Origin of the sequence: Christiangramia echinicola DSM 19838 (genome assembly GCF_000423065.1) — a bacterium.
GTDB lineage: Bacteria > Bacteroidota > Bacteroidia > Flavobacteriales > Flavobacteriaceae > Christiangramia > Christiangramia echinicola.
In genome coordinates this window covers 608,698-623,307 of the sequence record NZ_AUHG01000011.1, presented here as the reverse complement: position 1 = coordinate 623,307, position 14,610 = coordinate 608,698, and the positions used below count along the sequence as shown (strand labels likewise).

Genomic DNA, 14,610 nt, shown 5'->3' with positions numbered 1-14,610 from the left:
AATAAAACAAAAAACCCGGACAATATAACGTCCGGGTCTAAAAATTTATTGTTGAAAATCCTTTATATGTGGAGAGGCCTATTATCTGTTGCCGCTAGTGCAGCTTCTTTTACGGCTTCTGCATAGGTTGGATGCGCATGGCTCATTCTGGAAATATCTTCGGCAGATGCTCTGAATTCCATTGCAGTTACGGCTTCAGCAATAAGATCTGCCGTTCTCGCTCCAATCATATGTACTCCAAGAACCTCATCGGTCTTCTCATCGGCGAGAATCTTTACAAGTCCGTCGATGTCTCCGCTGGCTCTTGAACGTCCAAGGGCACGCATTGGGAATTTCCCTTCCTTATATTTTACTCCTTCTTCCTTCAATTGCTCTTCAGTCTTACCAACCGACGCCACCTCAGGCCAGGTATAAACTACACCAGGAATAAGGTTATAATCAATATGTGGTTTTTGTCCTGCCATTAATTCAGCAACCATAGTCCCTTCCTCTTCAGCTTTATGAGCAAGCATAGCTCCACGAACCACATCTCCAATTGCATAGATATTCTCTACATTTGTTTGCAGATGATCGTTCACTTTTACTCTTCCTTTATCATCCAGCTCTACTCCTGCAGCTTCAGCATTCAATCCGTCAGTATAAGGACGACGTCCTACTGAAACCAGGCAGTAATCTCCTTTAAGTTCGATCTCCTTATCTTTCTTATCATCAGCTTTGATAATGATTTCATCTCCATTTCTTTCAACCGACTTAACTTTTGTGCTGGTATGGAATTTAATTCCCTGCTTCTTCAATACTTTCTGAAGCTCCTTTGACAGAGCGCTATCCATCGTTGGGATGATCCGGTCAAGGAATTCAACTACAGTTACCTCAGCACCAAGACGACGATAAACCTGACCTAGCTCTAAACCAATAACTCCACCACCAATTACGATCATGTGTTTTGGAACTTCCTTAAGCGTTAAAGCCTCGGTAGAAGTGATCACTCTTTCCTTATCTAATTCAATAAAAGGAAGATTTGCTGGCTTAGATCCTGTGGCGATAATGGTCTTTTTCGCTTCGATTGTTTGGGTCTCCCCATCTTTTTCGATGTTAATATGAGTTTTATCTTTAAAAGAACCAACTCCTTCAATTACATCGATCTTGTTCTTATCCATCAGGAATTTCACTCCGTCACAAGTCTGGCTTACCACAGAAGATTTACGTTCCATCATTTTTTCAAGATTCAGCTTTACTTCGCCGGGAATTTCAATCCCGTGTTCTTCAAAATGCTTGATCGCATCATGAAAATGGTGAGAAGAATCTAAAAGTGCCTTACTCGGGATACATCCCACATTAAGACAGGTTCCACCAAGGGTGGAATATTTTTCTATGATTGCAGTTTTCATTCCCAGTTGGGCGCAACGAATGGCGGCTACATATCCACCGGGTCCTGATCCTATAACTGCAACATCATATGTACTCATAATTGTATTTTTTACTTATTTTTTTAACAAATTGACCGTAAAAGTACGACTATTCTCTACAATGACCAATGCAGAGCTATAGACATAGTAAAATTTTAAGATTTTGAGAACAGAGCTTATTAATACAATGGAATTTTGGTCTCTTTAGCTCCTAAGGATATCAAATATTCTTTTACTGCCCTGGCTTCTTCCCCTCCTCTTTCTGCATGATGCAATAATGTAAATCCATGCGGGCCTTTGGCGTGTAAGATTTCCGGAGAAAATTGAAGCATGGCTTTGATGATATCCATCTCTCCGAATAGCGCTGCGGTAAAGACATTCGCCTGGGCTCCTTTTTCAATAAAATAGTTTACCAGTTCTTTATTACCCACATGACTCGCTGCCCCTAAACCTGTTTCAAAATCACCATTTCCCCAATCGTGAGCTGCATTTAATAAAGTTGGGGTTTCTTTCAGCAAATCTTTCGCCCGGTCCGGATCACTATGTGATTTTCCCACAAACTCCTGAACAAGTTTAGCATCTAATTTTCCTTTTTCCTGAGCACTTTCATTGCTAAAGGAAAGCAAGGTTGGAGCTACTAAAATGGCTCCAGATTTTAATACAAATTGTTTTCGATTCATCTTATATAATTTAATAAGAAAGAGCTATTTATACTAATTAATTTGGTCATAGAATGATTTCAGTAGTTTGCTTGACTTTGCTTATGGTAAAAATACTTTTTGTACTTCCAATATGATCCAGGGTGGTAAGTTTTGTAACCAGGAATTCACGATAGGCGTCCATATCTTTTACCAAAACTTTAAGGATATAGTCAAAATCCCCACTTACATGAAGACATTCTATTACCTCTGGAAGACTGGTCACTTCTTTTTCAAATTTAGTCAGAAAATCCTTTTTATGCTGAGTGAGTTTTATCTGGCAAAGAACCATAAAACCCTTTTCTACCATTTCCGGATTTAGCAAGGCCACATGACCCCTTATCACTCCTGCCCTTTCCATTTTCCTGATCCTCTCGTAAACTGCAGTTACTGAAAGTCCCAGGTCGTTTGAAATCTCTTTGTTCGTCTTTTTACTATCCTGCTGAAGATGATTCAGGATCCTTTTATCTAACGCGTCTATTTTCAAAACTTATTTTTTTTCATCAAAACATTGATGTTTAATTCAAATATAGATTTAAAATCTAAGATTAAGTTTATTATAAGATTTATTTACAGCACCTGATATATATCATTGTTTTTAAAACTAAAATCGTCCAACTTTGATATTCTAAAGCTATTATTATGAAATACAAACCAGCAGATCACATTCAGGATCTACAATATTTTGGAGAATTTGGAGGAGTTAACCCTTCAATCTCTGATTCTTCAACTTATACTTTCCTATCAGCAAAGACCATGTTCGATACTTTTGAAGGAAATGCAGAAGGTTGCTACCTATATTCACGCCACTCCTCCCCTTCTAATTTATATCTAGGTGAAGCTTTGGCCGCAATGGAAGAAACCGAAACCGCTAATGTTTCGGCTTCAGGAATGGGCGCGATCACCTCAACATTAATGCAACTTTGTAATGCCGGAGATCATATAGTTTGCAGCAGAACTGTATACGGCGGAACCTATGCTTTTTTAAAGAATTTCGCTCCTAAATTTGGGATAGAGACCACCTTTGTAGATATTACTAAACCGGATATGGTAGATGCTGCCGTTCAAAAGAACACAAAAATTATCTACTGCGAATCTGTAAGCAATCCTTTACTAGAGGTTGCTGATCTTCCGGTTTTAGCTAGAATTTGTAAAGTTCATAATCTTAAACTGGTTGTAGATAACACTTTTTCTCCATTGTCTATTACTCCACAAAAACTGGGAGCAGATGTGGTGATCCACAGCCTTACTAAATTCATTAATGGGAGCAGTGATACCGTTGGTGGAGTGGTTTGCGGAACCAAAGAATTCATAAATGATCTAAGAAATGTTAATGACGGTGCAGCTATGTTACTGGGTCCAACTATGGACAGTTTTAGATCGGCTTCGATATTAAAGAACCTGAGAACTCTGCATATTAGAATGAAGCAACACAGTCATAATGCTATGTACCTGGCACATAAATTCCAGGAAGACGGGTTTAAAACTGTATATCCTGGACTGGATTCTCACCCGGGACATGAAACCTTCAGGAAAATGATGAATGAGTCTTATGGTTTCGGCGGAATGCTGACTATAGATGTAGGTTCTCTGGATAAAGCAAATGAACTTATGGAATTAATGCAGGAAAAGAATCTCGGTTACCTGGCAGTGAGTTTAGGGTTCTATAAAACACTTTTCAGCGCACCGGGTACTTCTACATCTTCAGAAATCCCCATGGAAGAACAAAATGAAATGGGATTAAGTGATGGATTGATACGTTTCTCAATAGGTTTGGATAATGATATTGCAAGAACTTATGAAATGATGAAAGAATGTATGATTAAAGTTGGGGTTTTAGATACTGAAATGGTCTAAAATTTTGCAGGATTAAGCCGAAAGTCGTAAAATTACGATCAGAAAAAAATGATCAATATTAACGACCGGTTTTAAAATTGAAAGCCTCACGGTAAAACTGAAGAATTTCAGTAATACCGTGAGGCTTTATTTTTGCCCTATATAAAGCACTTTACCTTAATGGAAAACTCTACTGCGAACCCTAAAAATGAACCTGTAATTCAAAATAGAGAATTAAATATCTGGGAAGCCCTAATTCCAGTATTTGCACTTATCGCTATGCTGGCGTTTAATGTTTTCGTGTTTGGTGATGATGCTCTAAGCGGAACAAATCAGTTCATTTTATTACTGGGAGGTGCAGTAGCCGCTATCGTTGGGTATTTCAATAAGATCAAATTTGACACAATGATTGATGAAGTGGCCAGCAATATTCAAAGTACTGCCGGAGCAATTCTTATATTATTAATGGTTGGCGCACTGGCAGGAACCTGGCTTATTAGCGGGATCATACCTACGATGATCTATTACGGACTTCAAATCTTGAATCCCACAATTTTTCTGGCTGCCTGTGTGATCATTTGTTCAGTGATTTCTCTAGCTACTGGCAGTAGCTGGACCACATCGGCAACGGTTGGTATTGCCTTGATTGGTATTGCAGATGCCTTGGGAATTTCATTAGGAATGACCGCCGGAGCAATTCTTTCCGGTGCCTATTTCGGGGATAAAATGTCTCCTTTAAGTGATACAACAAACCTGGCCCCTGCTATGGCTGGAACAGATCTTTTTACTCACATTAGGTACATGGCTCTCACCACCGTACCAACTATTACCATTACCCTGATAGCTTTTATTATAATAGGCCTGAATCTGGATACAAGCGGATCTACAGATACAACATCAATTCTAAATTCTATTAATGCCTCTTTTAATATTAGTCCGTGGCTATTCCTTGTACCGGTATTAGTGATCGTTCTTATTATCAAAAAGACTTCTCCTCTTATCGCATTATTAATTGGAACTTTAATGGGTGCAGTGGCAGCACTTATCGCTCAACCAGATGTTGTACTTGCCGTAAGCGGAATGGAAAAACTGAACTTCATTAGCGGTTATAAAGGCATTATGAATGCGATTACAGTAGACACAGCAGTAGAAACTAATTCTGAAGCACTGAACGACCTTTTTGCCTCCAGTGGAATGGCTGGAATGCTGGGAACTATCTGGCTTATAATTTGTGCGATGGTATTCGGAGGAATTATGGAAGCTATTGGAGCACTTGCCAGAATTAGTAAGGCTTTACTAAATATGTTCCATACTACCTTCGGGTTATTTGCCAGTACTGTATTTAGCTGTTTAGCTTTAAATGTAACTGCATCAGACCAGTATTTAGCGATCGTGGTTCCAGGAAAAATGTTCGCCAAAGCCTATAAGGACAAAGGTCTGGCTCCAGAAAACTTAAGTAGGAGTTTAGAGGATTCAGGAACGGTTACTTCCGTACTTGTACCCTGGAACACCTGTGGTGCTTATCACAGCGGTGTCTTAGGAGTTCCGGTATTATCTTATGCCGGTTATGCCTTCTTTAATTACCTGAGTCCGTTTATGACATTGTTATTCGCAGCAGTAGGAATAAAAATTAAAATGCTTTCCGAAAAATAATCCTTGCTAATTGCATCGTGCTGAAGTTAAAATCCTGATAATTTGACAATTATAGAGGTTAGCTATTGCGATTATCTTTAGTAATAGATAAACCCTATTAAACAATAAAATTTAAAAATTTTTCAGGCTTTATAATGCGTGCTTAGATGCTAAATTTGCACCGTAGAAAAAAGAAAAAGTTTAATTAAAAACAAGATATAATATGGCTTTAGTAGGAAAAAAATTTCCAAACCTTAGCGTAGATGCTATGAACGAAATGGGAGACACTTTCAAATTAAACGTGTTGGAAGAAGCTCAGAAAAATAATAAAAAAGTATTGCTTTTCTGGTATCCAAAAGATTTCACTTTTGTTTGCCCTACAGAACTTCATGCATTTCAAAACGCTATGGAAGAATTTGAAAAGAGAAATGTAATGGTGATAGGAGCATCTTGTGATACTCCAGAAGTTCACTTTGCATGGTTAAATACTCCTAAAGATAATGGTGGTATAGAAGGTGTGAAATATCCTATCCTTGCTGACTCTAATCGTAACTTAAGTTCAAGACTTGATATCCTTGATATCATGAGTGAAACTTATGATGATGAAACAGGAGCAATCACTCTAGAAGGTGATAATGTAACTTACAGAGCTACATACCTAATCGATGAGGAAGGAACTGTCTTCCATGAAGGTATTAACCATATGCCACTAGGAAGAAATGTAAATGAATTCTTGAGATTGATCGATGCTTATACGCACGTTCAGGAAAAAGGAGAAGTTTGTCCAGCAAACTGGGAAGAAGGTAAAGAAGCAATGAATGCAGATCGTGACGGTGTTGCATCTTATCTAAGCCTTAACTAAAAATAAGGTTAGCTTAAATTAAGAATCTAAAAAAATTGCTATGATAAAGGAATTAGATCAGGATAACTTAAGTGAAGTTGTTGGAAGTAACGATACCGTTGTGGTTCAATATATGGCCGGATGGTGTGGTAACTGTAGATTGATGAAGCCAAAATTTAAAAAGCTGGCTGAAGAAAATGAAAACGCACAGTTTTTATTTGTAGATGCTGAAAAGTTTCCAGAATCTAGAAAACTGGCGAAAGTTGACAATCTGCCAACCTTTGCAACATTCAAAAATGGAAGTTTTAAGAACCAGGTTCAAACGAACAAGTTTGACCAATTAAAAAACTTAGTTGATGAAGTTACCAGTAATTAAACATTTACAGAGAAACAATGAGGAAATCAAACTTCAGCATACAATTGAAGTTCTGGAAAGCTTTACTGAACATCGTTCGGTAACAGAAGACCAAATGGACGTTGTTGGAGAGTTGATCACCAATCTTTGTGGAGCTGTAGAAGTTCATAAAATGATACAAGATGGTGTTCCTGAGAAGGATGCCGCAAATAATTTTGTAAAGAAAGTATTAGGTTCTATAGACAAATAAACTTTCTTACAAATCATTCCATAAGGGCTGTTTTCATTAGGAAACAGCCCTTGTTGTTTTATGATAATTTTAGTAATAACCGAAAGACAATCTTCTAAATTTATAAAATCTAATTTTATATATATATGGCAAAGGTTGAACTTGGTGATGAAATTGTAACTACTTATGGCAATCTTCCCGCGTTAAATGAAAAAGCACCACATTTTGAGCTCGTTAAATCTGATCTTACAATAGGCACTTTAGAAGATTTCAAAGGCAAACGAGTGATCATGAATATTTTTCCAAGTATTGATACGCGCGTATGTGCAACTTCTGTACGTAATTTTAATAAAAAGGCTACAGAAATGAAAAATACTGTAGTTTTGTGCATCTCAAGAGATCTACCCTTCGCCCAGGCAAGATTTGTTAGCGATGAAGGATTGGACAAAGTGACCAACCTGTCAGATTTCAGAGATAGAAACTTTGGTAAAGATTACGGAGTAGAAATGATAGATGGTGCATTTGAGGGCCTGTTATCCAGAGCTGTCTTAGTGTTAGACGAAAGTGGACATGTGATTCACTCTCAACAGGTGCCAAGTATAAATGACGAACCCGATTATCTTGCCGCATTGAAAACGTTATTATAATGAAGAACAGTTTCCTCGGAAAAAGAATCAGAGGAGGAGGATATGCAATTAAAGGAGCCTGGCTCCTACTCAAACACGAACCCAGCATTCAGGTTCAATTTGTAATTTCTATTCTTGTTTGTATTGCCGGATGGTATTTTGAAATTACCAGAACCGAATGGATGTTTCAGTTTTTTGCTATAGGTCTGGTGATGGCCTCTGAAGGTTTAAATACTGCTATGGAAGCCATGGCAGATTTTGTACATTCGGATTTTCATAGTAAGATTGGTCATATTAAAGATGTGGCAGCAGGTGCAGTTTTTATCGCAGCGCTAATAGCGGTTATTATCGCCTGCTTTATTTACTTTCCCTATATATTTTGAGAAATTTTCAAAAATTTATACCCTGTATTTAATAGGGCAAACAGTTATAGTTTTAACATTTTTTTATATTTTGGCAGGCACAAACTTACTATAAGTAATTTTCTTGAAAAGAATTTTAATTATCGGCTTAAGCCTGCTTTTTTACTTCAGTACAAACGCCCAGAATCAGGTTTCCGACTTCGTCTTGTGTCAGGATCATAACAATGGCTACAGTATGTTCTTCGACCTAAGTGAACAGAATGATGAAATACTTAATGGCCGAAGTGTTTCAGATTTTTCAATCTCTTATCATTACTCTAGATCTGATGCCGAGGCTAAATCGAATGAGATTACTCAAAGTATAGAGGTTCAATACCAGAATGATAAAACGATTTTCTATAGACTTGAAGACAACAGCAACTCTTCCTTATTTGAAATAGATTCATTTGACCTTAAAATAATTAGAACCGAGGTGATGAGCGATGAAAAGGAATTTTGTGGAAATTCCGAAGGTTTTACTCAATTTAAATTAGGTGATCTGGACGATAGGATGCTAAACTTCCAGGATCCTAATAACAGTCAGGATCCGGCAATTCATACTGTATCTTATTATCTTACCGAAGATGACGCGGAAAACCAGGTAAATCCACTGGACAGGGATCAATGGACCAATATAGTACCAGATTTTCAAAAGATCTATGTAAGAGTACAGCGAAATGACGAATACCCCTGTTATCGAGTTAAATGGTTCTTTTTGATGGTTTCCCGTACAATTGAAAACCCTGAAGCAAATAACGAAACTTTTTGCCTCGCAGAAGATTCTCCCTCATTTATTTTTGATTTAAATGAAAAGGATGATGACATATTAGATGGTGCAGATGCCGATTATTTTAATATTCATTATTATAATTCTCAAAATGATGCTCAGAATAGAATGGGCGACTTTACTCAGGTAAATAGTAATAATTTTCCTAAGACCGTTTTCTTTAGGGTTGAAAGCAGCTCTTTTCAGGGATGTTTTGAAACCGGTAGTTTTATTTTGGATAAACAAAATGGTGTGCAGGCAAAAGAACCGGATCCTATATTAATATGTGATACTGAGGAAAGGGGAACATATTCTTTCAATCTTGCTGAAAAAGATGCTGAGATTATGAATGGGCAAAGTTCAACGGAGTATAAAGTGACCTATTTTCATTCTGAAGGTGATGCTCACAATAATTTGAATGAGATCAATAAAGAGAATTATGAATGTGGCGTTGGTTCTACAATTTTATACGCTCAACTTTCCCCGTTATCTGCAGGCTGCTCAAGTATCGTAAATTTGCATATTGAGGTTTCAGAATTACCTCAACCAGATTTGGCAGATTCCTATCAAATTTGTGCCGAAAACGAAAGTCTTAATATAGACGGAGGTGATTTTGAAACCTGGGAATGGCTCGACGTAAACTACGATACCATCGGCGTTGAAAGGACCATAAATATTACCGAACCTGGTGATTATGGATTAACGGTAACTAAATCTAACGCTGGAAACACCTGCCAGAAAACCATATTTTTTACGGTAGACCGTACAGATGATATTGGTTCTATATCTCATAATGTCACCGGAATAGAGAGTGACATGAAGCTGTCTATCGAAACCGAAGTTTCCGGGGATTATGAATATTCTATAGATGGTATAAACTTCCAGAGCTCTAATTATTTCAATGTATCACCGGGAATCTATGATCTATATGTCCGGGACCGTAGCGGTTGCGCAACGGCCAACACTCAAATAACCATCCAGGGCTACCAGGAATACTTCACTCCAAATAGTGATGGGATAAACGATGAGTGGGAAATAGTTGCTACAGAAGATGGCAGATTTCTCGATGTTCTTATCTATGACAGGTATGGAAAATTACTTGCTCAAATTCTAAGTGGAAAACAAGGCTGGGACGGCAATTATAATGGTAAACCTATGCCCTCTGACGATTATTGGTTTAGTATTGAATACCCTGATGGTCAAATAGCAACCGGACATTTTTCTCTGATTAGGAGTTAATAAATACAAGCCACTCCACACAATTTTTCGTTTCTAAATGCATTTATTTATTTTAAAAGTCGCTTATTTGTATTTTTGCTCAAATCCTTGAACCTACTTATGGCTAAAAAGAAAGCTAAGACCAAGAAAACTGCCAAAAAATCACGTAATTTCTCACTGAAGCTGAACAGACAGCAGAAGGTGGTTCTAGGTAGTTTCCTGATGCTTTTTGGCCTGGCCCTCATCGTGGCTTTTATCTCGTTCCTTTTTAACTGGCAGGCAGATCAAAGTATTCTAAACGAATTTGCAAATCGCGAAATTGAAGCGAAGAACTGGTTAAGCAAATTTGGAGCAACTATAAGTGACTTTTTCATATATCAGGGCTTCGGACTTGCCTCTTTCTCTATTTCTTTTCTCGTATTATTAAGTGGGATCTATCTTTTCTTTGGATTTAATAGTTCAAACCTTAAGAAATTCTGGTTCTGGGGCATATTAGTCATGATCTGGCTATCTGTATTCTTTGGATTTTTTGCTGAAAGTAATGCCTTACTGGGAGGTAGAATCGGGTATGAAACTAACGATTTTATTCAGGATTATCTGGGATTTTTCGGGACAGTTCTTTTACTAACCTTCCTACTTATCACCTATCTGGCCATTCGTTTAAAAGTTACTCCAGAGATGATAGGTGGATATTTTAAATCTGGGAAGAAAGAACTTCAGGATGCCATGCACAAACATCAGTCTGATATTTCTGAAACCGATGAAGAAAAGGATTGGAAAGAAACGGTAACTATTCCGAAGAAAGAAGAAGAGAAACCTCAAAGTATAGATCTTTCCGAAGAAAAACCGGAACCTAAGAAAGAACCTGAAGCTTCACCAAAAATGGAAGTTAACACTCCGGCTGAAGATGAAGTGGCCATGGAAGTAGAAGCGGCACCAGAAGAAGAGGAAGAGGACAACTTAAGTACAAAACTGGTTAAGGACTTTGGTGAATTTGATCCTACATTAGAATTAAAAAATTATAAGTTCCCTACCATAGAACTTTTAAAGGATTATGGTGGTTCTATTACCATAGATCAGCAAGAACTTGAAGAAAATAAGAACCGAATTGTAGAGACTCTCAAAAACTATAAAATTGAGATCGCACAGATCAAAGCTACAGTTGGCCCTACAGTTACTCTTTATGAAATTGTACCGGAAGCAGGTATAAGAATTTCCAAGATCAAAAACCTTGAAGATGATATCGCCCTTTCCCTGTCGGCATTAGGAATTCGTATTATTGCACCAATTCCAGGAAGAGGAACAATTGGTATTGAAGTACCTAACAAAAACGCCAGTATCGTTTCTATGCGTTCAGTAATAGCTTCAGCTAAATTCCAGAATGCTGAAATGGAACTGCCCCTAGCCCTTGGAAAGACTATTTCTAACGAAACTTTTGTAGTAGACCTTGCAAAAATGCCGCATATGTTGATGGCAGGTGCAACCGGCCAGGGTAAATCTGTTGGATTAAATGCTATTCTAACATCCCTACTCTACTCTAAGCATCCGGCAGAAGTGAAATTCGTGCTGGTTGATCCTAAAAAGGTGGAACTTACTTTATTCAACAAAATAGAACGTCATTACCTGGCAAAGCTTCCAGATTCTGGAGATGCTATTATAACAGACAACACCAAAGTGATAAATACTTTAAATTCACTTTGTATAGAAATGGATGATCGTTACGACCTGCTTAAAAATGCAATGTGCCGTAACATTAAAGAATACAATACAAAATTCAAGGCTAGAAAACTTAATCCTAACGATGGGCATAAGTTCTTACCTTATATCGTTCTGGTTGTAGATGAATTTGCAGACCTTATCATGACCGCAGGTAAAGAAGTTGAAACACCAATCGCCCGTCTGGCCCAGCTGGCTCGTGCCATTGGTATCCATTTGATTATCGCTACACAAAGACCATCGGTGAACGTAATTACCGGTATCATTAAAGCCAACTTCCCGGCCAGGGTGGCATTCAGGGTGACTTCCAAGATAGATTCCAGGACTATTCTGGATAACCAGGGAGCAGATCAGCTTATTGGTCGCGGTGATATGCTTTTCACCCAGGGGAACGAACTAAAGAGACTACAATGTGCTTTTGTAGATACGCCAGAAGTTGATAAGATCACCGAGTTCATAGGCTCACAAAAAGCATATCCAGATGCGCATCAATTACCGGCTTATGAAAGTGAGGAAAGTGGCACAGGACTTGATATAGATGTGAGCGAGCGGGACAAGCTATTCCGTGAAGCTGCAGAAGTGATCGTAACAGCCCAGCAAGGTTCGGCATCATTACTTCAGAGAAAATTAAAACTTGGTTATAACCGTGCAGGTAGAATCATAGATCAACTTGAAGCCGCAGGCATTGTTGGTCCTTTTGAAGGAAGCAAGGCAAGACAGGTTTTAATAACAGATCTCGCAGCATTAGATCAGCTATTAAATGAACCAGACAATTAAAAATTTAAAATGAAAAAATTAGTATTTATCCTGGCAGCAGTACTTTCTATTAGTGTTCAGGCTCAAAATTCTCAAAAAGCAGAAAAATTACTTAATGAAGTTTCTTCTAAAGTGAAGAATTACGACAATATGGTGATAGAGTTTAAATATGCGTTGGAGAATCAGGCTGAAAATGTAAGTCAGGAAACAAGAGGAGATGTTAGTATCGAAGATGAAAAGTATGTTTTAAACCTTATGGGTACTACACAAATGTTTGATGGTAAAAAGATTTATACTATTATCCCTGAAGACGAAGAGATAAATATTTCAAATTACGTAGAAGAAGACAATAACAGTATCACCCCTTCCAAAATGTTTAGCTTTTATGAAGATGGATATAATTATGAAATGGATATTGCGCAAAATGTAAAAGGTCGTGAGATCCAATACGTAAAACTTACGCCGAAAGATAGCAATGCTGAGATCAAGAATATTTTACTTGGGATAGACAGCCAGACCAAACATATTTATAACCTGATCCAGACTCAGGAAAATGGAACTAAGGTAACGATTACTGTAAAAAGCTTTAAGACAGATCAACCACTGGCGAAAAATCTGTTTACCTTTAATGAAGAACGCTACAGCGATTTTTACATCAACAGATTAGACTAAATTGAAAATACTCGACCGGTACATACTAACCAGTTTTTTAAAAACATTTTTTTCGGTTTTTATAATACTCATGTTCATCTTTGTACTCCAGACGATCTGGTTGTACATAGGTGAACTTGCTGGTAAAGACCTGGATGCAGAAATCATTTTAAAGTTCTTATTGTATTTCTCTCCAAAGCTGGTACCACTAGTATTACCGCTCACCATTCTGCTTACTTCAATAATGACCTTCGGCGCTTTTGCTGAAAACTATGAATTTGCTGCCATGAAGTCCTCAGGCATTTCCTTGGGGCGGGCTATGCGAAGTCTAACTTACTTCATCGTTTTTATTAGTGTGATCGCTTTCTTTTTCGCTAATAATGTGATTCCGGCAGCAGAATTTAAATCTATTAATCTCCGGAAAAATATTGCCCAGTTAAAACCAGCGATGGCAATTTCTGAAGGTATTTTCAATGATATTGGAACTTTCAATATAAAGGTTGACGAAAAAACCGGTGAAAATGACCAATATCTTAATAATGTCATTATTCATCAAAAGAATAGCAATGGTGGAAATAACACGGTAATAAAGGCCAAGGAAGGAGAGCTAGTTGGAAGCACAGATTCTGATGTGCTTTCCCTGATCCTGAAGGAAGGAAACTATTACGATGATACTCCTCCACGGGATTTCAAAAAAAGAAAGAACAAGCCATTTGTAAAAAGTTATTTTGACGAATATGTGATCAATATAGATCTGTCAGATTTTAATAATGTAGATCTTGAAGACGAAACTTATAACTCTGCTCACGGGATGCTCAAGGTCTCTGAGCTTGAAGAAAGTATAGATTCTTTTTCAGTTTCCTTTAATGAAAGAATGGCAGAGTTTCGTCAAACCATGTACAATAGATCTGGCTTTTCTAATCTAACATTAAATTATAAGCCAAAGGATACTGTTTTTGATAATGAGCAGGAGCTATTAAATTATTTTAATACTTATGATGGCAGCCAGATCTCAAATTTAGCTCTTGGAACCGTTAATTCTGCCCTGGCCCATCTGGGAATGAAAAAGCAGGAATTTAAAGTTAGTATCGTGCAACTTAATAAGTTTGAGATCGCCCTGCATGAAAAATTCGCCTTATCTATAGCCTGTATAGTCTTGTTTTTTGTTGGGGCACCGTTGGGTGCTATCATTAGAAAAGGTGGAATGGGCTTACCTATTGTTGTAGCAATTCTATTATTTCTTACTTATCATTTTATTGGAATTTTCGCAAAGAATTCTGCCGAAAATGGTACGATCGCACCATTTATCGCCACATGGCTTTCTACATGGATCATGTTACCGTTAGGGGTTTATTTAACCTATAGAGCAACAACAGATCAAGGCTTATTCGTATTTGATAATTTTATAGCCCCAATAAGGAAACTCTTCAAAAAAGCTGGCCTTTTCAAGGACAAAAGTAAAACAGAATAAATATCTTT

Annotated in this window: 14 protein-coding genes; 11 read left to right on the top strand and 3 right to left on the bottom strand. The window is 37.5% G+C overall.

Annotated features, from left to right (window positions below; all coding sequences use genetic code 11):
- Positions 1 to 62 precede the first annotated feature (62 nt).
- The 3 genes from lpdA to G530_RS0108000 all read right to left on the bottom strand — a co-directional run bounded on the left by lpdA (position 63) and on the right by G530_RS0108000 (position 2,591).
- On the bottom strand, positions 63 to 1,466 hold the full coding sequence (gene lpdA / locus G530_RS0108010; RefSeq protein WP_026934036.1) for a dihydrolipoyl dehydrogenase: 1,404 nt from the start codon (positions 1,464 to 1,466) through the stop codon (positions 63 to 65).
- Positions 1,467 to 1,585: 119 nt separating this feature from the next.
- Positions 1,586 to 2,086: an ankyrin repeat domain-containing protein gene (locus tag G530_RS0108005; RefSeq protein WP_051199733.1), complete on the bottom strand. Its 501-nt coding sequence runs from the start codon at positions 2,084 to 2,086 to the stop codon at positions 1,586 to 1,588.
- Positions 2,087 to 2,132: 46 nt separating this feature from the next.
- Positions 2,133 to 2,591 carry an Lrp/AsnC family transcriptional regulator gene (locus G530_RS0108000; RefSeq protein ID WP_026934034.1) on the bottom strand — a complete coding sequence of 153 codons (459 nt, stop codon included), beginning with the start codon at positions 2,589 to 2,591 and terminating at the stop codon, positions 2,133 to 2,135.
- A gap of 155 nt (positions 2,592 to 2,746) precedes the next feature.
- Between G530_RS0108000 and G530_RS0107995 the strand changes: the two genes are divergently transcribed.
- The 11 genes from G530_RS0107995 to G530_RS0107945 all read left to right on the top strand — a co-directional run bounded on the left by G530_RS0107995 (position 2,747) and on the right by G530_RS0107945 (position 14,602).
- On the top strand, positions 2,747 to 3,961 hold the full coding sequence (locus G530_RS0107995) for an aminotransferase class I/II-fold pyridoxal phosphate-dependent enzyme (RefSeq protein WP_026934033.1): 1,215 nt from the start codon (positions 2,747 to 2,749) through the stop codon (positions 3,959 to 3,961).
- A 159-nt stretch (positions 3,962 to 4,120) separates the two neighbouring features.
- The gene (gene nhaC, locus G530_RS0107990) at positions 4,121 to 5,593 is read left to right on the top strand and encodes a Na+/H+ antiporter NhaC (protein ID WP_026934032.1); all 1,473 of its coding nucleotides are present in this window, start codon (positions 4,121 to 4,123) and stop codon (positions 5,591 to 5,593) included.
- 202 nt (positions 5,594 to 5,795) lie between these two features.
- Positions 5,796 to 6,434 (top strand): peroxiredoxin, encoded by a 639-nt coding sequence (locus tag G530_RS0107985; RefSeq protein ID WP_026934031.1) that lies wholly within the window; start codon positions 5,796 to 5,798, stop codon positions 6,432 to 6,434.
- 40 nt (positions 6,435 to 6,474) lie between these two features.
- Positions 6,475 to 6,789, top strand: a complete 315-nt coding sequence (locus G530_RS0107980) for a thioredoxin family protein (RefSeq protein WP_026934030.1) — start codon at positions 6,475 to 6,477, stop codon at positions 6,787 to 6,789.
- Positions 6,770 to 7,018, top strand: a complete 249-nt coding sequence (locus G530_RS0107975) for a DUF6952 family protein (protein WP_026934029.1) — start codon at positions 6,770 to 6,772, stop codon at positions 7,016 to 7,018. Before G530_RS0107980 ends, G530_RS0107975 begins: the two co-directional genes overlap by 20 nt.
- A gap of 125 nt (positions 7,019 to 7,143) precedes the next feature.
- On the top strand, positions 7,144 to 7,644 hold the full coding sequence (tpx, locus tag G530_RS0107970; RefSeq protein ID WP_026934028.1) for a thiol peroxidase: 501 nt from the start codon (positions 7,144 to 7,146) through the stop codon (positions 7,642 to 7,644).
- Positions 7,644 to 8,006: a diacylglycerol kinase gene (locus G530_RS0107965; RefSeq protein ID WP_026934027.1), complete on the top strand. Its 363-nt coding sequence runs from the start codon at positions 7,644 to 7,646 to the stop codon at positions 8,004 to 8,006. The genes tpx and G530_RS0107965 overlap by 1 nt, the downstream gene beginning before the upstream one ends.
- 103 nt (positions 8,007 to 8,109) lie before the next feature.
- Positions 8,110 to 10,029 carry a T9SS type B sorting domain-containing protein gene (locus G530_RS0107960; protein WP_156888608.1) on the top strand — a complete coding sequence of 640 codons (1,920 nt, stop codon included), beginning with the start codon at positions 8,110 to 8,112 and terminating at the stop codon, positions 10,027 to 10,029.
- 99 nt (positions 10,030 to 10,128) lie between these two features.
- Positions 10,129 to 12,501: a DNA translocase FtsK gene (locus G530_RS0107955; RefSeq protein ID WP_026934025.1), complete on the top strand. Its 2,373-nt coding sequence runs from the start codon at positions 10,129 to 10,131 to the stop codon at positions 12,499 to 12,501.
- Between the two features lie 9 nt (positions 12,502 to 12,510).
- The gene (gene lolA1, locus G530_RS0107950; protein ID WP_026934024.1) at positions 12,511 to 13,152 is read left to right on the top strand and encodes an outer membrane lipoprotein periplasmic chaperone LolA1; all 642 of its coding nucleotides are present in this window, start codon (positions 12,511 to 12,513) and stop codon (positions 13,150 to 13,152) included.
- Position 13,153: 1 nt separating this feature from the next.
- Entirely contained in the window at positions 13,154 to 14,602 is a 1,449-nt protein-coding gene (locus G530_RS0107945) for an LptF/LptG family permease (protein ID WP_084519428.1), read from the top strand.
- The last annotated feature ends 8 nt before the right edge of the window (positions 14,603 to 14,610 follow it).